This window comes from Devosia sp. MC521 (assembly GCF_014127105.1).
In the GTDB taxonomy this organism is placed as follows: domain Bacteria; phylum Pseudomonadota; class Alphaproteobacteria; order Rhizobiales; family Devosiaceae; genus Devosia.
This window is the reverse complement of sequence record NZ_CP059902.1, coordinates 3,009,782-3,027,812: the sequence shown is the minus strand read 5'-3', so window position 1 is coordinate 3,027,812 and position 18,031 is coordinate 3,009,782. Positions and strand designations below refer to the sequence as shown.

General features: G+C 56.7%; 19 protein-coding genes. 5 read left to right on the top strand and 14 right to left on the bottom strand.

Translation table 11 applies throughout. The features are described 5' to 3' along the window. Entirely contained in the window at positions 1-897 is an 897-nt protein-coding gene (locus H4N61_RS14575) for a hypothetical protein (protein ID WP_182394350.1), read from the bottom strand. Between the two features lie 163 nt (positions 898-1,060). After that, a complete protein-coding gene (locus tag H4N61_RS14570) occupies positions 1,061-1,630 on the bottom strand; it encodes a DUF1134 domain-containing protein (protein WP_169195352.1) in 570 nt (189 codons plus the stop codon). A gap of 96 nt (positions 1,631-1,726) precedes the next feature. On the opposite strand from H4N61_RS14570, the gene H4N61_RS14565 reads away from it, so the two are divergent. The 3 genes from H4N61_RS14565 (at position 1,727) to H4N61_RS14555 (ending at position 3,433) form a co-directional block, all read left to right on the top strand. Then, positions 1,727-2,227, top strand: coding sequence for a YHS domain-containing (seleno)protein (locus H4N61_RS14565; RefSeq protein ID WP_169195353.1), 501 nt, complete (start codon positions 1,727-1,729; stop codon positions 2,225-2,227). A 68-nt stretch (positions 2,228-2,295) separates the two neighbouring features. Continuing rightward, positions 2,296-3,000: a histidine phosphotransferase family protein gene (locus H4N61_RS14560; RefSeq protein ID WP_169195354.1), complete on the top strand. Its 705-nt coding sequence runs from the start codon at positions 2,296-2,298 to the stop codon at positions 2,998-3,000. 64 nt (positions 3,001-3,064) lie between these two features. Then, the gene (locus H4N61_RS14555) at positions 3,065-3,433 is read left to right on the top strand and encodes a response regulator (protein WP_182394349.1); all 369 of its coding nucleotides are present in this window, start codon (positions 3,065-3,067) and stop codon (positions 3,431-3,433) included. On the opposite strand, the gene H4N61_RS14550 is transcribed toward H4N61_RS14555, so the two are convergent. Further along, positions 3,430-4,563: a hypothetical protein gene (locus tag H4N61_RS14550; RefSeq protein WP_182394348.1), complete on the bottom strand. Its 1,134-nt coding sequence runs from the start codon at positions 4,561-4,563 to the stop codon at positions 3,430-3,432. The two genes, H4N61_RS14555 and H4N61_RS14550, sit on opposite strands and share 4 nt — an antisense overlap. Positions 4,564-4,695: 132 nt before the next feature. Next, positions 4,696-5,403, bottom strand: a complete 708-nt coding sequence (gene ctrA, locus H4N61_RS14545) for a response regulator transcription factor CtrA (protein WP_169195357.1) — start codon at positions 5,401-5,403, stop codon at positions 4,696-4,698. A gap of 437 nt (positions 5,404-5,840) precedes the next feature. Here ctrA and fliI point away from each other — a divergent pair, with 437 nt between their 5' ends. Both fliI and fliJ read left to right on the top strand, forming a co-directional pair. Further along, positions 5,841-7,169 (top strand): flagellar protein export ATPase FliI, encoded by a 1,329-nt coding sequence (fliI, locus tag H4N61_RS14540; protein WP_169195358.1) that lies wholly within the window; start codon positions 5,841-5,843, stop codon positions 7,167-7,169. A gap of 60 nt (positions 7,170-7,229) precedes the next feature. Further along, positions 7,230-7,640 (top strand): flagellar export protein FliJ, encoded by a 411-nt coding sequence (gene fliJ / locus H4N61_RS14535; RefSeq protein WP_169195359.1) that lies wholly within the window; start codon positions 7,230-7,232, stop codon positions 7,638-7,640. Between the two features lie 68 nt (positions 7,641-7,708). On the opposite strand, the gene H4N61_RS14530 is transcribed toward fliJ, so the two are convergent. From H4N61_RS14530 to H4N61_RS14485, 10 genes are all read right to left on the bottom strand, one after another. Next, positions 7,709-8,383: a PRC-barrel domain-containing protein gene (locus H4N61_RS14530; protein ID WP_248305979.1), complete on the bottom strand. Its 675-nt coding sequence runs from the start codon at positions 8,381-8,383 to the stop codon at positions 7,709-7,711. Between the two features lie 364 nt (positions 8,384-8,747). After that, positions 8,748-9,203 carry a GNAT family N-acetyltransferase gene (locus tag H4N61_RS14525; protein WP_169195360.1) on the bottom strand — a complete coding sequence of 152 codons (456 nt, stop codon included), beginning with the start codon at positions 9,201-9,203 and terminating at the stop codon, positions 8,748-8,750. Positions 9,204-9,236: 33 nt separating this feature from the next. Then, the gene (gene flhA / locus H4N61_RS14520; RefSeq protein WP_169195361.1) at positions 9,237-11,399 is read right to left on the bottom strand and encodes a flagellar biosynthesis protein FlhA; all 2,163 of its coding nucleotides are present in this window, start codon (positions 11,397-11,399) and stop codon (positions 9,237-9,239) included. 98 nt (positions 11,400-11,497) lie between these two features. Next, positions 11,498-12,862, bottom strand: a complete 1,365-nt coding sequence (locus H4N61_RS14515) for a sigma-54 dependent transcriptional regulator (protein ID WP_169195362.1) — start codon at positions 12,860-12,862, stop codon at positions 11,498-11,500. 10 nt (positions 12,863-12,872) lie between these two features. After that, positions 12,873-13,163 carry a flagellar motor switch protein FliN gene (gene fliN / locus H4N61_RS14510; protein ID WP_248305988.1) on the bottom strand — a complete coding sequence of 97 codons (291 nt, stop codon included), beginning with the start codon at positions 13,161-13,163 and terminating at the stop codon, positions 12,873-12,875. 41 nt (positions 13,164-13,204) lie between these two features. Beyond that, the gene (locus H4N61_RS14505; protein WP_169195364.1) at positions 13,205-13,891 is read right to left on the bottom strand and encodes a FliH/SctL family protein; all 687 of its coding nucleotides are present in this window, start codon (positions 13,889-13,891) and stop codon (positions 13,205-13,207) included. Positions 13,892-13,893: 2 nt separating this feature from the next. Next, a complete protein-coding gene (gene fliG, locus H4N61_RS14500; RefSeq protein WP_169195365.1) occupies positions 13,894-14,970 on the bottom strand; it encodes a flagellar motor switch protein FliG in 1,077 nt (358 codons plus the stop codon). A 5-nt stretch (positions 14,971-14,975) separates the two neighbouring features. Continuing rightward, a complete protein-coding gene (gene fliF / locus H4N61_RS14495; protein ID WP_248306525.1) occupies positions 14,976-16,604 on the bottom strand; it encodes a flagellar basal-body MS-ring/collar protein FliF in 1,629 nt (542 codons plus the stop codon). 306 nt (positions 16,605-16,910) lie between these two features. After that, complete coding sequence (locus H4N61_RS14490; RefSeq protein WP_035085775.1) at positions 16,911-17,189, bottom strand: DUF1153 domain-containing protein; 279 nt, start codon at positions 17,187-17,189, stop codon at positions 16,911-16,913. Positions 17,190-17,328: 139 nt separating this feature from the next. Next, on the bottom strand, positions 17,329-18,021 hold the full coding sequence (locus H4N61_RS14485) for a flagellar hook assembly protein FlgD (protein WP_182394347.1): 693 nt from the start codon (positions 18,019-18,021) through the stop codon (positions 17,329-17,331). Between the last annotated feature and the right edge of the window lie 10 nt (positions 18,022-18,031).

Sequence of the window (18,031 nt, the reverse complement as noted above, 5' to 3'; positions counted from 1 at the left end):
TTAGTTGCCGCGCAGCTCGCGCAGTGCGGCCAGCCGATCTGTCACTGTTCCGCGCTGGGTGACAGCTGGTGCGGGCAGGAGATCTTCGGTTTCGCCATCGTCGGCAAAGCGTTTGATACGATCAAACAGGCTTTCTTCGATGATGGTGGCAGCTGGTTTTTCTTCGGCGGCATAGACCAAGCGGCTGATGCCGCTGGCAACATCCATCAATTCGCGGCGAAGCACCGCTTCATCGAAATCATCGCTCGCCCAAGTTTCGTTAATGCTGGTTTCGAGTGCCAAGACCTGCTTGCGCAATGCGTCGGACGCCTCAAGGCTAGACAATTCGTCCGCCAGCAGACTTTGCCCTGTTTCGACTTCGTCGGCCTTTGAGGGCTTGGTCAAAATCGCGTTCAGGCGCATTTCTGCGCGATTCAAGCTGGCCTCGGCTTCGCTCAGCTCAATGGGCGTGGCTTGCTCACGGGGCTCAGTTTCGCCACGGCTAAAGCGTCTAAGATCAAAATTGAGGCTTGCGACTTCTTTTTCCAGCTCGGCGACGCGCGCCCGCAGCAGGGACTCCCGCTTTTCGCCTTCAGCGCTAAAGGCGGCGTGTTGCTCGCGTTCCGTCCTGATCTGAACTGCGTCAACACGCGCTTGAGCAACGTCGCCCAATTGTTCAGAAAGACGCTGGCGCAGACTTTCGATTGTGAGTTCAAGGCGGCGCGTTTGTAGGGCGAAGTCGGCGCGCAAATGATCTTTATCAGCCCGAAACTCGGCCATGGAGATTGGCGTGGCAGCTTCAATTCGGCGCTTGGTCAGGCGTACTGCGCGGCGCCAGACTGCGGGCATGATGACCAAGGCCATCAACCCTGCAATCAGCAGGCCTAAAACGAAGTACATAATATTCTCGACCAACATAAAGCCAACTCTCCGGCTGCGCTGAGAGCTCGAGGTGCACCCGGACACAGCAATTCTACAAGGCGTTATAGCCTTTGGCGTTCCCCAATCTTAGCGAGAATTTGAGCCGCCGTCATGATCAAGCCAAAGCGCGCTTCGGCTTGATTAAAGGGGAGGGGCCTATCTAGAAGGGATTCCAGGTGGGTTGGGCTGTGAAGTTGAGATAGCCAACGTTAATTCCAAGGCGCGCACCGACACCGGAGCGGATTGGAACGATCACAACATTGTCGCGCTTGGTGACAGTCATGCCGAAGCCGCCAAACACATAGGCGGAGCCATCGACGCCCGGATAACGTCCAAGAATTTCCTGAACATTATTGAGGTTATAGACCAGCATCATGACCTTGGAGCCATCGCCGCCAATGTCGAAGCCGATGCTTGGACCCTGCCAATAGATCTGGAACTGACCGGCATTGCGGGTGTGAACGACACCCTCACCATATTTAGCGCCGAGGAACAGTGCGCCGCCAGCTTCCTCGCCGAGAACGTAGCCATTTGGCAGGCCAAACTGGCTCACTGCCTTCTCAACAACCGAGGCGAGGCCCTGGGCGGCACTGCCAAAGAATTGCTGTCCGCTCTCGACAAGTTCCTGACCAGAGTAAGTATCGCTGAGAGAACCCTGTGCATAAGTGGGAGCGGGGGACAGCGCCACTGCGGCTAAAAACGCTGCCAGCTGGGTTAGGCGCTTGAACATACATAAAACTCCCTTATTCGAGGCATGCGTCTTACGAAGACTTTAAGGTCTTGCCGCCACACTGGAGATGCGCCGGCCTGCCACTCGATCGTCCTCATGATGAAGCAAACCTCTAAACAAAACTTAACCATGATCGCCGCCTTCCTGCCATTCTTCTGGCTGGTTTCGGCCGTTTTTGCGCCTGCACAGGCGCAATCACTCGTCACCTATATTCTCACCGATCCCCTCACTGGCGTTGCCATTGAGGGCATGGATCCTGTCTCCTATTTTACTGATCCTGCACCATTAAAAGGTCAGCCTCAGTATGAGTACACTTGGATGGGGGTGCCCTGGCAGTTTGCCAACGAGGCAAATATGCAGGTGTTTATGGGCCATCCCGAAGTCTACTCCCCACAATATGGGGGGCATGGTGGCATGAGCATGGCACGAGGCTTCGTTTCTGATGCCGATCCCAAAATCTACACCGTTTTTAAAGGGCGGTTGTTCTTATTCTATTCGGCGGCTAATCGGGAAGCATTCCTCTTAGCCCCAGATGCAGCAGCCTTAAAAGGCGCTGAACATTGGGTCACATTGTCCAAAACGCTTTCAATACGGTAGTGCGTTCGACAAACGACCTTTATTCTTCCCCTGAACTGATTCCTCATAAAGCTTTGGAGCATAGGCGCATGGCCGATATCATTGAGCTCAATGCAACTGATCTGGCGGCTATGCTTTGCTCGCGCGTTTGCCACGATCTCATCAATCCCATTGGCGCAATTGGTAATGGCCTAGAAGTGCTTGCAGACCCTTCGCAGGGTGAAATGGCGGAAGGCGCGCGCGATTTGATCGCCAACGCGGCCACGCAGAGCCGGGCAAAGCTTGAGTTCGCTCGTTTGGCTTATGGCGCGTCGTCCACTTCGGGCACCGATATCGACACACGCGAATGCGAACGCGTTGCGCGCATTCTGTTCGAGGTCGAAAAGGCCGATCTTGAGTGGAATGTGCCACTGATCCTGCTGCCAAAGCACAAGGCAAAGCTCTTCATGAACATGCTGCTGATCGCAGCAGGTTCGGTGCCGCGCGGTGGTCAGGTGACCGCCAAGATTTCTGGTGGGACCGGCGAAGAAAAGTTTGAGTTTTATTCTAAGAGCGACACCGAAAAGCGTCAGCGCACATTGGTCCCTGCGGGAGCCGCGGGTCTGGTTATGGGCATTCCTGAAGAGGGTTATGTTGATGCGCGTGGCATTCAGCCCTTCTATACGGGCCTCCTCGCGCGCATGACCGATATGGAACTGACAATTGGTCTTGAAAATGAGCAGTTCTATTTTACTGCAACGCCAAAGATGAAATCGGCTGAGACTGCAGGAAATACGGCGCCTGAGCAGGCTTAATAACCTTTCGCCAACCAGTTAGACTGCATAGTCCCCGGAACGACATTCGTTCTGGGGCTTTTTTATGCGCACGTGCCTAATCGTTGATGACTCTAGCGTCGTCCGTAAGGTTGCCCGCAGGATCCTGGAAGATCTCGACTATATTGTCGACGAGGCCGAGGATGGTCAGGAGGCAATCGAGAAATGTCGCGAGACCATGCCTGATGCCGTGCTGGTAGACTGGCACATGCCCATCATGAGTGGCCTCGAATTCATCAAGCTTTTGCGCACCTATGTCGGTGGTGAAAAGCCTCGGGTGATATATTGCACAGTCGAGCACGACATTGGGGCCATTGCCCTCGCCCTAAAGGCGGGAGCCAATGACTACATGATGAAGCCCTTCGATCGGCAGTTCCTAGAGATCAAATTCGACCCGCAATTGCTCTCTGCTTAGAGCGGTTCTGATCTGGCAAAAGTAAGATCAGACAAGACGCAGCCCTCAGCTTGGCCAAGTGTGAAGCCATCTTCGGTTTCTGAGTAAGGGCAGGTCATCGGGAACTGGGCTGCGCCCAGCCGTCCACTGGCCTCGCTTAAGGTCAATTCTCCCTCTGCCATAACAAAGCTTCCAGAAACTTGGCGGTTGAGACTATCGGAGAGCGTGAAGCTGCCGGTATCGAGCAATGTCAGTTTGAGCCCGCTCGGTGTTTCGTATGTCGTGCCATTTAGGCTCGGCGCTATGGCCTGAGCGATATTGGTTTCGACGCTCTGCAACGCCGTTGAGCGTTGCGTAAGGTTCCGCGTCAGCTCTTCGACCTGCGGTTGGAGTGTTGTGAGCTGCTCTGAATAGGCCGCGACCTGTGTTTCAAGAGTGGTCTTTGCCTGCGTCAGATCTGCCAGTTTAGCCTGAGCCTCTTGTGCAGCCGTGTTCGCCGTTTCCGTCGCGAGCTTTGCTTGTGCTAGGCGGTCCTGAGCCTCAAGGAGCTCGGTTCGCGAGGACTGTAGTTCGGACTGAAGGTCCGCAAGAGTTGCTGAGTTCGTTGCGACCTCTTGGGCCATTTGCGCAACATTGGTTGTTGCCGTCTGCTCCTGTCGACGCGCCTCCGTTAAGCGCGTGTCTACTTCGCTGAGCTGACGTGATGCTGACTCGGTCTCTGCCTGGATAGAGGCTTGCCGCGACGCGGCTTCATTGAGCAATTGTTTGGCGGCGTCAGCCTGTTGGATCAGGCCCTGCGTTGCAGATTTGGTGTCTTCGAGGTGTGTGACGGCCTGTGCCAACTCATTCTGGCGGGCCTCGAGTTCGGTTGAAGCTGCCGTGAACGCGGTGCTCACCGAGCCCAACTGTTGTTCAACATCCAAAAGCTTGGCATTGGCTTGCGCAATTTGCCCATGGGTGCGGTCACGCTCCGCCAGGGTGGCGGATAGCTGATCGCGCTCGCTTGTGAGCAGGGCCAATGTCTCCTGCTGTTGGCGGTCCGAAAGGCCTGCGTTGATCCACATGGCTACGAAAGCAATCCAGCCAGCGACAGCTAAGACCAGTAGCACAAGGGGGAGAGGTTCGCGGAGGCGGCGCGATAGGTCGGTCATGGTTCTGCTCTCAACAGCGTCTTTGAAAGCGGAACGACATCAGACGCGCGCCAGTTCCGATGGCGGTACCATATAAAGAAAAACCTCGCGCTGTTGAGCACGAGGTTTTTGGAACGATCTGGGGGATCAGATTTAAGCGACGTTCTCGCTGTAAACGTCTGCCTCATCGGGCTCGCGCAGCACGTAGCCACGGCCCCAAACGGTTTCGATGTAGTTCTTACCACCGGTGGCAACCGACAGCTTCTTGCGAAGCTTACAGATGAACACGTCGATGATCTTGAGTTCGGGCTCGTCCATGCCGCCGTACAGATGGTTGAGGAACATTTCCTTGGTCAGGGTCGTGCCCTTACGCAGGGAAAGGAGTTCCAGCATCTGGTATTCCTTGCCGGTCAGGTGAACGCGCTGGCCCTGAACTTCGACGGTCTTGGTGTCGAGGTTAACAAGCAGGTCACCGGTCGAGATGACCGACTGGGCATGGCCCTTGGAACGACGGACAATGGCGTGGATGCGGGCCACGAGTTCGTCTTTGTGGAAAGGCTTGGTCATGTAGTCGTCGGCGCCAAAACCGAGACCGCGGACCTTGTCTTCGATGCCAGCCAGACCCGAAAGGATCAGAATTGGCGTCTGGACCTTAGCGACGCGAAGCGTGCGCAAAACCTCATACCCGCTCATGTCGGGCAGGTTCAGGTCCAGAAGAATGATGTCGTAGTCGTAGAGTTTACCAAGATCCACGCCTTCCTCACCGAGGTCGGTGGTGTAGACGTTGAAACTTTCGGACTTCAGCATCAGTTCGATGCTCTGCGCTGTCGCGCTGTCGTCCTCAATAAGGAGTACCCGCATTATAATCCCCTTGTCATGTCGTTCCTGCTGGAACTTGCGGTAGGCAAGGCCAGATTGCCCTTTCCGCTCCAACCCTACTGGATATGACTGAACCCTAAGTGCAATTAGTTAACAAAGTTTAATTCTGATCCGCAATACGCAAAACGCGTTAGGGTGAATTAAGTTTAAATCGTTGAAAAACTTAGGAAAATTGCTCGAAAAATTCTTAAAGCATTACGTTAAGAAAGCCCTTCAACGGACTCTCTCGACTCAGGCATTTGGCGGTGAGGGTAAGGGTTTCGCCCAAGTCTGGGCAGGGGACACATATCCCCAATCATGAATGCTGATAGCGATTTTCAGTTAACGTTCAGTTACCCTCGTGAGGAATTACGCATGCCGATTCGCTCTCCCCGGTAACCTTTACCGCGCGACGGCCATATGGAGCGCATATAGGAAATATGAAGGCCCTTATCTCAGCCATAGACGCGGTCGAGGAAGTGGAGGTGTTTGGGCGGGTGAAATCCGTGCAAGGCCTGCTCATTGAGGTTGCCGGCCCTGTGCGTGAATTGCGCGTCGGTGGTCGGGTTGAGATCATCAACAGCGACGGCACAGTGCTGTTCGCTGAAATCATCGGGTTTCGGGACGGTCATGCGCTTTGCCTGCCGTTTGGAGAACTCGGTGGGGTGCGGTTGGGCTGCAAGGCGATTTTCCGGCGCCATGATGGCGCGGTAAATCCGAGTGAGGCTTGGCTCGGGCGCGTTGTGAACGCTAATGGCGAGCCGATCGACGGCAAGGGGCCTTTGCCGCGCGGGGCTATGTCCTATCCGCTGCGTCAGTCGCCGCTGGCCGCTCACGACCGTGTCCGTGTTGGTGAGCCTATCGAGCTTGGCGTGCGATGCCTCAACACCTTCACCACCATGTGTGAAGGGCAGCGCATGGGTATTTTTGCGGGCTCGGGCGTGGGCAAGTCGGTGCTCATGTCGATGTTGGCCCGCAATACGGATGTGGACGTTTCCATCATCGGTTTGATCGGTGAACGTGGGCGCGAAGTGCATGAGTTTATCGGCGAGTATCTCGGCGAAGAGGGGCTCAAGCGCGCTATCGTTGTAGTGGCAACGTCGGACGAAGCGGCGCTGATGCGGCGTCAGGCATGCTATATGTCCATGGCTCTGGCGGAGTATTTCCGCGATCAGGGCAAACGCGTCTTGTGCATGATGGACAGTCTGACACGCTTTGCTATGGCGCAGCGTGAAATCGGGCTGGCTGTTGGTGAACCGCCGACCGCGAAGGGTTATCCGCCCACAGTGTTCACAGAACTGCCTCGTTTGCTCGAAAGAGCGGGGCCAGGAACGCCTTTGACCGGTTCTATTACAGGTCTATTTACCGTTTTGGTGGAAGGTGATGATCACAACGAGCCAATTGCGGATGCCGTGCGCGGGATTCTCGATGGGCACATTGTGATGGAGCGCGGCATTGCCGAGCGGGGACGTTACCCTGCCGTCAATGTGCTCCGGTCCATCTCGCGTACAATGCCGGGGTGCGTGCCTGAAGAGGTGCGACCAACCCTGACACGAGCGCGAGAGCTCATGTCCATTTTCTCGGACATGGAGGAGCTGATCCGGCTGGGGGCTTACCGGAAAGGGTCAGATCCGCTTGTGGACCGCGCAATCGCTATCAACCCGAAGCTTGAGGCTTTTTTGAGCCAGAGACGGGATGAGGTGACATCGATCCAGGACGGTTATGCCGGGCTGGCTGAGATTATCGCTGAAGCGGATGCACGGGGCTGATGGAGCAATGCGTGTATGGCAGGGCTCCGGAACTGACTTGGTGTGTAAGGAGTACAGGTCGTGAAGTCGCGCAATGAGAGTCTGATTAGACTCAAGAAATTTCAGGTGGATGAGAAGCGTCGCCAAGTCGCCCAGATCGAAATGATGATCGCCGACTTCGAACGCATGGCCACCGAACTCGATCAGCAGATTGAGATCGAACAAAGCAAAACCGGTATTACCGATATTGCTCACTTCGCATACTCAACCTTTGCCAAGGCAGCGATGGGTCGTAGAGACAATCTGCTCGCCTCGGCAAACGATATGCGCGTGAAACTTGAAGCGGCGCAGGATGCGCTGGCTGAGGCGCTCGAGGAGCTCAAGAAGATCGAGCTGCTTGATCAGCGCGAGCACCAGCGTGAACGTGATGAGCAGAACAAGCTCGAGCAGGCTGAATACGACGAAGTCGCTCGCTTGCGCTATCGCCGCTAAATACAGGTTAAAGAATACGAATAGGCCCGCCGTAGCGGGCCTATTGCTTTGGATCTCTCGAGATCAAATTACATCGCTGGTGCTGGGGTCACTTCGGTTGCTGGAGCAACAACAGCATCGGTTTCCCAAACGAAGTCTGGGGCGCTGGTCAGCGCTTCAGCGGTTGTTGGCATGACCCAACGTTCGGTGTTGTCAAAGGCGATCGCGTGGTCGAGGGCTGTGAAATCGACAGCAACGTTCTTTTCACCGATGCCGAGGAAACCGCCAACGCCCAGAACAACGGCCTGGATCGAGCCATCAAGGCCGATCACGAGATCCTTCACTGTACCGATTTCTTCAGCAGTGTCGGTGGTGTCTGAGTAAACTGGCGCGCCGATCAGCTTGCTGACGACGGCATCACCGTCGAGCACGACGTAACCGGTCGCCAGATCGATTGGCTGGCGGGTTGCATGCGCCAAGTCGGTCGCTGCATTATTTGCGGCAGCCGAGGCATTGGCAGCCGCATTGTTCGCGGCGGCACCAGCATTGTCTACTGCGTTATCGACAGCGGCGCCCGCGTCCTGTGCAGCGTCCTTAACGGCATCTCCGGCGTTCTGCATGGCGTTACCGGCCGCATCAAGAGCATTGTCGACCTTCTGGCCAACGGTTGGTTCTGCTGGGGCGACCACTACGGCGTCCTGGGCAATGGCACCCATGCTCAAAACAGCGGTCAGTGCGGTAGTAGCAAAAAGCGTGCGGATCATTGTAAGCTCCAATGGTTCGTCGTTGCGATGAACAGGGCCGTGCGGTGCAAAACTTGGCTGTGGCGCACCGTGCGGCCCATTATGATTGAAACAACGCGTCTTCGGCGGCAGCCGTTCCGTTAAAATTTACTTTGTCGGTTCAGCGAAAATGAAAAAGCCGGTCGTTGGATGCCAACGCCGGCCTTCTCTGCCTCCCGTTAACGGGCTCATATCATTTAATCTTCCGCGCCTGCGCTAGGGCAGGGGATGATTATGACGCGCGCAATGTTTGTGCTCTTAGGAGCCGACATTGCATCGACATCCTTAGCTTATCGGAAGTTATCTAAAGCAGCACCTCAAGGGCGTGTTAATGATTAACGATCCGCTAATCGATCAGCTGCGCAGTATCCTTGTCATAGGTGCGCATGGCTCGGTGTGGCATGCCGCCATCCTCAAACTCGGGTCCAAACGCAACAAACCCCAAGCTTTCATAAAAGCCTAGTTTGTCGGATTGGGCGCCAAGGAAGAACCGGTCGTGCCCTTGTCCGGCTGCGGCGTTCATGGCTGTCCGAAGCATAGCCTTGGCTATCCCGCGTCCCCGGAAGCTCTGTCGCACGGCCACCCGGCCGATTTTGACGTGCTCATCGAGAAAGATCAGCCGCAGAGTGCCCACAACTTCGCCCTCTTGGATGGCGACGAAATGGGTTGCGGTGAGATCATAGTCATCCATTTCGTCTTCTTCGGGCACTTTTTGTTCCCATACGAAAACTTCCCTGCGCAGGCCGAAGGCGGCGTTGCAGAGGGTGGAAAAAACCGGAACGGAAAGAATAGTGGTGCTCATGCCCCTCTTGTAACGACCAAGAGGGGCATGGCGCTAGACGCTGCCGACTGTTTTCAGGCGAACGCGTGGATGAACTTCGTTCTGGCTCATCACAAAGGTCTGCGGACGGAAGCGCTCTACGATCGAGCGAACGTGCGGGCGAATTGAAGGCGATGTGATCAGAACTGGCATCTCGCCCGCCTGTGCTGCCTTTTCATAAGCGGCCTGCACGCCGGAGATGAATTGCTGAAGTTTGGATGGGGCCATAGCGAGGTGACGGTTATCAGCATCACCAACCATGGCCTCAGCGAAGTCGCGTTCCCACTGGGGCGAGAGGGTCAAAAGCGGCAAGCTGCCATCCGGGCCTAAATTAGCAGCGCAGATCTGGCGCGAAAGGCGCGAGCGAACATGCTCGGTAATGGTTTGCACGGAGCGACCGGCACCCGAGATTTCTGCAATACCTTCGAGAATTGTCGACAGATCGCGGATTGAGATGCGTTCGGCAAGGAGTGCCTGTAGGACGCGCTGGATCCCCGAAACCGTAATCTGGCTCGGGATAATGTCTTCCACGAGCTTTTGCTGATCTTTCGGAAGGCCGGAGAGCAGAGACTGCACGTTGGCGTAGCTGAGAAGATCCGAGACGTTAGCCTTGAGGATTTCGGTCAGGTGGGTCGAAATGACGGTTGACGGGTCGATGATCGACAGGCCGCGAAGCTCCGCCTCGTCGCGCAATGCGGGGTCGATCCACGTTGCCGGAAGGCCAAAAGTTGGCTCGACAGTTGAGTGTCCCGGCAGGTCGATCTTGTTGCCATAGGGGTCCATCACCATCAACTGGTTGGCAAAGATCTGCCCTGCACCTGCTTCAACTTCTTTGATCCGAACTTTGTAGTCGTTTGGTTCAAGCTGCATGTTGTCGAGAATGCGGACGGGCGGCATGACGAAACCAAGCTCCATCGCCAGCTGGCGACGCAGAGCCTTGATTTGTTCAGTCAAACGATCCGAACCATTGCCATCGTCGCGTACAAGGCTGAGCAGACCATAGCCCAGTTCGAGCTTGAGATCGTCGATTTTGAGGCTGTCGCTGATCGGAGCCTCCGCCAAAGGTGAGCCGGGAGCATTCGCCGGAAGGCCCGGTGCGCCGCCTGGTCCGGGCAGCGCCGACTTCTTAAGGGCGTTTGCGGCGTCATCGGCCGTTCTGACAGCTTTTGACTTTGAGGCGCGGAACGCGGCATAGCCAACGCCGCCTGCGAGCGCCAGAAACGGCAAGATTGGCATGCCTGGGAGCATGGCGAGCATGGCCATGACTGCGGACGACATGCCAAGTGCGCGGGGGTAGCCTGAAAACTGGCTGCTGAGGGCCTTGTCAGCGGCGCCGGTGACGCCCGACTTAGAAACCAGAATACCAGCTGCGGTCGAAACGATCAGAGCGGGAATCTGGGAGACTAGGCCATCACCAATGGTCAGGAGCGTATAAACGTTCGCAGCCTCGCCAAAGTCCATCCCTTGTTGCATGACGCCGATGAGAATGCCGGCGGACACGTTGATAAAGGTGATAATGAGGCCTGCAATGGCGTCGCCGCGCACGAATTTGGACGCACCGTCCATGTTACCGAAGAAGGAGCTTTCTCCCTCAAGTTCAGCACGGCGCTTTTTGGCAGTGTCTTCATCGATCAGACCGGCGGACAAGTCCGCATCGATCGCCATTTGCTTGCCCGGCATGGCGTCCAAGCTAAAGCGAGCCGCCACTTCGGCGATACGGCCAGAACCCTTAGTGATAACGATGAAGTTCACGATCACTAGGATGATGAAGATCACCGTACCGATGACGAAATTGCCTCGAGTAACGAAGTTGCCGAAGGCCTCAATAACGTGACCAGCTGCATCGGTGCCGTTGTGCCCTTCTGACAGGATCAAGCGCGTTGTCGCCAGGTTCAAGCCCAAGCGCAACATGGTCGCGATCAGCAGAACCGTCGGGAAAGCCGAAAATTCGAGTGGTTTCTGGATGAAGAGGGCAGTCATCAGGATCATCACAGAGAAGACGATCGAGATGGCAAGGAGGAGGTCGACCAGAATAGCGGGCAGTGGGACGATCAGGATAACGATCAGACCCATGACGCCGGCGGCTAGGGCAACGTCGCCCGAGCGCAGGACTTGTAGGATCTGCCCGAGATCGGGCAGACCAAAATTGTTACGCGAATTCGTGGATTGGTCAGTCATGCTCGCTCACGAACGGCTTGGCCGCGATAAACGAAGTCCGCGCATAGCGCTCGTTTCGCTGCATTCCGATTAACTCGTGGTTCTGCACAACCGCTCCTTTAAGCGCTCCGCCGTTCGCCTGGCTCAGGAACATGTAACCCTTCATCGGTGTACTGGTTGAGCTTATTGCGCAGCGTGCGGATAGAAATCCCCAGAATGTTTGCCGCGTGGGTGCGATTACCCAGCGTATGATCCAAGGTATCGAGGATGAGGTCGCGTTCAACGTCGGCAACGGTGCGGCCGACAATCGCACGATTCATAGCCTGGGCCGTTTGAGCCGCCATCTGTGCCGGGGAGGTAGCACGGGCTGCCTCAGCGAGGCCCATGCCATCTGGCAAAACGATCGACTCGGGACCAATGGTGTCGCCAGAAGACAGCAGCACCGCGCGGTGAAGCGTGTTTTCCAATTCGCGGACGTTGCCTGGCCATGGAGCCCGAACGAGGGCGTCACGAGCTTCAGGCGACAGCTGACGCGGCGGAATGCCATTTGCCTTGGCGTACTTCGCGACGAAGTGTTCCGACAAAATGGCAACGTCGCCTGGACGCTCGCGCAGCGGAGGCAGCTTGAGGTTCACAACGTTGAGGCGGAAGAGCAAGTCTTCGCGGAACGAGCCGTCACGCACAGCGTCGCTGAGGTTGCGGTTCGAGGTCGCGAGAATGCGGATATCGACGGGGACTGGCTTGCCGCCACCGACGCGGTCAATGACGCGCTCCTGAATGGCACGCAGCAGCTTTGCCTGCAGGCGAACATCCATTTCTGAAATTTCGTCGAGCAGCAACGTGCCGCCAGAGGCTTCTTCAAACTTGCCAATTCGGCGCGCGACGGCGCCGGTGAAGGCGCCCTTTTCATGGCCGAAAAGTTCGGATTCGAGCAAAGCTTCTGGGATCGCGGCGCAATTGACCGAGATAAAGGGCTTGTTGGCGCGCTTGGAACGAGCGTGGACGAACTTGGCCACAACTTCCTTGCCCGTGCCGCTCTCACCGGTGATCAGGATCGAGGCTTCCGAGCCAGCGATCTGCTCGGCCATGCGGACAACGCGTTCCATCGAAGGGTCGCGGAAGAGGAAGTCGGAACTTTCGCGGGCAACTGCGGAAATGACGGCGGCAATGAGCTCCGCGTCGGGTGGCAAAGGAATGTATTCCTTGGCCCCGGCGCGGATGGCGTTGACGGCTGCTGCGGCATTGGCTTCGACGCCACAGGCGACGACCGGTATAACAATGCGTTCTGCTTCCAGAGCGGCGATTAGGCCGGTGATGTCCATCATGACATCGACCAGCAGCAGATCGGCCCCTTTGCCAGAACGAAGCGAAGCCAGCGCAATCTCAACCGAGGGGGCGTGAGCGACTTTGGCTCCCCCATCCATAGCCATTTTGGTTGCCGTCGAGAGCTGACCCTCAAGCGCACCGATAATGAGAAGGCGCATGGCAGAGCTCCTATTGTGGCTTGATAATTTCGGTCATGGTGACACCCAGCCGGTCTTCCACCAGCACGATTTCACCACGCGCAATTAAACGGTCGTTGACATAGATTTCTACGGCTTCGCCAACTTGGCGGTCGAGCTCGATGACCGTCCCGGTATCGAGTTTGAGCAGCTGAGAAACAGGCATTTTGGTCCGGCCGAGAACGACCGAAACGCGTACTGGTACGTCAAAAACGGCCTCTAGGTCGCCCGCGGTACGTTCGACATAGGTGACATCGCGTTCGGCGCGCTCGGGCGCGTCCATCTCGTCGAGCAGGCTCTCAAGTGTGTTGTCAGGATCGGCCATTAACCGCTCTCCTTAGCATTCGGGTTGCGCTGACGCGCAGCAAGGTAGTCAGAAATTTGGCGTTCCACTTGGATGGTCGTTTGACTTATGTCGCGCACGACACCGCCATTGACCCATTCCATACGGCCATCGCCAAGGCGAATGTCTTCGTCACCCATGATTACCAAACGCCCGGCAAATCCCGTGGCATTGACGTGTTGGGTGGCTGACTCCCGAATAGCGTCGGCCATTTCAGGGTGGCACCGCACCACAAGGTGTGGGACGGCCCCCAAGCCTTCGAGGCACTCCGCTATCAATGCTTCAAGCTCAACTGTCGGCTGGCGAGCGACGAGTTGATGCGCGAGCTTTTTGCTAACAGCCAGTGCCAAGCTTGCGGCTTCTGACTGGTGGCGATGAATGGCTTCATCCAGCGCCTGGGCATAGGGTGCCACTTGGGTCGCCAGTGTCGTGCCGAGTGCGGCGATCGTCTGTGCTGCTGTGTTGGCAGCATTGCGTTCGCCTTGTGTTACACCCTCAGCGAACGCTTCGCGTTTGGCGTCGGCTATCAGCTGCGCCACCAAATCCTCGGGGATTGAGGGAACGGGCGGCGGAGCGGGTGCTTCCGCTTCGGCTGGCACATGTCTGATCACGTGTCCGGGTTCTTCGCCCAGATCGAGATCGAAAAGATAGCGGACCGGTTGGGCCATGGTTAAGCCACCATCTGGTCGTCGGCTTTGGACTTAAGGATGACGATCTCGCCCTTGGCCGCGAGATCTTTTGCCGTTGCCACCAAGCGGGTCTGGGCTTCGTCAACATCCTTGAGCCGAACCGGGCCCATATCGCGCATATCGTCTTGCAAGACCTTGGCAGCGCGACCAGACATGTTCCGGTAGAACACATCCTTGACGGTATCGCTGGCCCCCTTAAGGGCGATACCGAGGTCACGCTTGTCGAGGCGTGCAAGCAGGGTCTGGATGGCCGACGTGTCGAGCCGTGCCAGATCCTCAAAGGTAAACATGAGCGCTTTGATGCGCTCGGCATCGTCTCGGTTAATCTCCTCAAGACTTGTAATGAAGCGCGATTCAGTCTGACGATCGAATGCGTTGAAGATTTCAGCCATCTGTTCGTGGCTGTCGCGACGCTTCTGGTGGTTGAGTGTGGACATGAACTCGACGCGCAGCGTGTTCTCGATTTTCTCGAGAATTTCCTTCTGCACAGGGTCTAGGCCAAGCATGCGCTGCACCACGTCCATCGCCAATTCTTCTGGCAGAACGGCGAGGACCTTGGAGGCGTGGTCTGGATCGATTTTGGACAACACCACAGCGATGGTCTGCGGGTATTCGTTTTTGAGATAGGCGGCCAGAACATCCGCCTGAACGTTCGACAGCTTCTCCCACATATTACGGCCAGCCGGACCGCGGATTTCTTCCATGATCGCGTCCACACGTTCCTGCGGCAGGAAGGAGAGGAGCAAGCGTTCAGTGGAGTCCGTGGTGCCGGTCAGATTGCCGTGCGAGGAGATGTTCGTGACGAAATCGATCAACAAATCGTCGAGCATTTCCTGCGTGATCGGGCCAAGACGAGCCATGGCGCGGGAAAGCTGACGGATTTCGACTTCGTCGAGTTCGTCAAAAATGGGCTTGCCGTAATCAGGACCGAGCGCGAGGACGAGGGCTGCGGCCTTCTCGTCGCCCTTAAGGGTGCGCTGCTGACCGCCAACCTGCAAGAGTGCGCCGGCGCCGATTTGAAGGTTCTGATCTTTGCCAGACTGAGAAACGAGGGTCATTTCGATTACGCCGCGCTGCCGAGCCAGTCACGCACGATAAGTGCGGCCTGCTTGGGGTTTTCTTCAACGAGCGTGCCGACGGTCTTGAGCGTCTGCAGCTGGGTTTCGCCCATGGACTTGGCGTTGGCCACCCACGCTGGGGTTTTGTCCTGGGGTTGGAGCAACTGCTCGTCGAGCAGCTGTCCGTCGGCAGTGAGGACGGCGTGGTTGCCGAGCTCAGCTGCTTCGGGCAAAGCAAGCGTTTCGGTTTCTGGGCTCAGAACCTTCTTGAGCAGAGGGCGCATCACGAAGAACACGAGGGCCAGAGCGATGAGCAGGGTGACGGCCATTTCTGCGCCATTCATCAGGTCATCACGGGTGAAGTCGAGAAGGCCTGCGGTGTTGTCGGTGCCTACGCCAGCAAGGCCTGGGCGTTCGGCAAACTGCATGTTGACCACTTCAACAGTGTCGCCACGTTCTGCCGAGAAGCCGACCGCTGAGCGAACAAGGGTCAAGATCTGGCTGACTTCGTCGGCGCTACGGGGATTGTAGGCGAGGTTGCCGTTGCCATCGTCGGCATAGCTACCGTCCACAACCACAGCGACGGAGAGGCGCTTAACAGCACCCGGCTCAGTGGTGGCTACCTGGGTCGTACGATTGATTTCGTAGTTGGTGGTCTCTTCGAGCGAGGTGCCCTGTTCGGCAAAGCCATTGGCAGCGTTCTCGCTGGCGCCTGGAAGCTCGTTTGCAACCGTGACCTGACCATTCGCGCCGTTCGACAGGGTCTCGCTTTCGCGCGACTGGATAGAACGTGCAACTTGGCTTTCAGGATCGAAGGTTTCTTGCGTTACGGTCTGGCGATTGAAGTCGAGCTCTGCTGCAACTTCAACACGGGCGCGCCCTGCACCAACCACGTTTGCCAGCATGTCTTCGATGCGGGTGCGCATGCGGTTTTCATAAGAAAGCGTGCGCTCTTCATTCTTGGCGGTGACGAGGCTGCCTTCGTCGCCTTCGGCGCCCGAGGCGAGCAGATTGCCTTGGTCGTCTACGATGGAGACGCGGGTTGGGTTCAGGCCTTCAATGGCCGAGGCGACCATGTGCTGAACGGCGCGAATTTCGTTGTTCGAAAGTTGACCGCGGACCGAAAGTACGATGGAGGCTGAAGGATCCTTGCGTTCGCGACGGAAAAGTTCACGCTCTGGCAGAACCAAATGCACGCGCGCACTTTTGATGCGGGTCAGGGACGTGATGGTCCGTGCGAGTTCGCCTTCAAGGGCGCGAACATTGTTGATGTTCTGGACAAAGCTGGTCGCGCCGAGCGTCGACTGCTGGTCGAAAATTTCATAGCCCACTTGGCCGCGGGTCGGCAGACCTTCGCCAGCAAGCTGCATACGGACGGTGGTGATCTGATCGCGCGGGATCAGAATAGTGTCACCGTCGCCGCGAATTTCGTGCGGCATGTTGAGCGTCTGCAGCTCGGTAATGATTGCCGATGAATCTTCTAACGTTAATCCAGAATAGAGAGGCGCCAGATTTGGGGTCTGGGCGCGCATGATAAGAAACCCGAAAAATCCGAGCATGAGAACCGCAACGAGAGCCATTGCCGCAAGGCGGGCCATTCCGATCCGGTTGATAAATGTAGTTAAGGTTTCCACGCGTTCACTCTGCGACTCGTTCGGTCGCTGGAGCCCCCACCAACCGCTGGGCAAAATTTACCTATTTGATGGTTAACAAGGTGTTAACCGATTGCCGCATTTTGCAAATACCCGGCAATAACTGCCTGCCACCCAAGCATTTGCTGGGGAGGCACGTTCGTCATAAGCTGTGGATTTACAATGCGAAAACCCGCCAGCTTTCGCCGGCGGGTTAAGATTTGTGGCAGACTTGTGACTGACCCTTTTTGAGGGTCTAGGGAAGATGCAACTGTGGGAAACCCAAGTTGGGCCGGAGCCCTACGCATTTTATCCCTCTCGGTAATGCTGAATCCAAGTGGTGCGCAGCCCCGCAAGGCCGTGCTTGTCGATGGCTGCCTGCCAATTGAGAAACTCATCGACGCTGAGCGTATAACGCTCACATGCTTCTTCTAGGCTTAGCAGCCCACCGCGAACGGCAGCAACAACTTCGGCCTTCCGACGGATAACCCACCGTCGTGTATTGGCTGGGGGCAGATCCGCAATAGTTAGCGGGCTGCCATCCGGGCCAATAACGTACTTCACGCGAGGACGCATCTGTACGGTCATTTTACTCTCTACTCAAACCTGACCATATGATGGTGAGAGTAGGGCAGTGGCCTTAAAATACCCCTAAGGGGAAACTTACAATAGGTTAACAGTAGCGTATGATTGCGGACAGCTTTTGGCCTACACACGGCAGTCTATTTCAACTGCCAGTGGCGGGTGGCGGTGTCGTCACTTGGCCGGTGCTGCGCACGCTGGTGACGTCCTTGAGGGCGACCTTGTTGCGTCCAACGGTGAGGACTGGCTCAGCACCGCTAAAATCGACGGCGGTGACGACTCCAACGCTGGAGGTCGATATCGAAATGGCATTGCCGCTCACATTGGTGCCGGTGATCTCGATTGTGTAGACGCCGTCGGGCTGCTTGTTGCCGTCCGAACCCGCTCCGGTCCAGAGGAAGTTGCCCACGCCCGCATTGAGCGAGCCTTGCTCCACATAGACCACGCTGCCTGTTGCATTCTTGATGGTGACCGTCGCGTTGGCGACGGGTGAGGCGGCGTTGTACGTCCACATCGCCCCGCCCTCTTTGAGTTCCCCAGTTTTGCCCGAGGCGGTCACTTCCTTGCCAATATAGGAGACCGCATCGACGCGACCCTGATTCTGCGTATTGGCCAGCAGAGCTTCCAAGAAGTCATTGGTCTTGAGCTGCTGCTCAACCCCAGTGAATTGAACCAGTTGTTGGGTGAACTGGTTCGTATCCAAGGGGTCGAGCGGATTTTGGTTTCTTAGCTGCGTCGTCAGAATCGACAGGAATGTGTCAAAGTTCTGCGCGATCGTTGATCGCGCAGTTGACGAGGCCGACGTGGTTGATGAGCCAGTTACGCCGTTTACAGCCATTTGAGTTCAC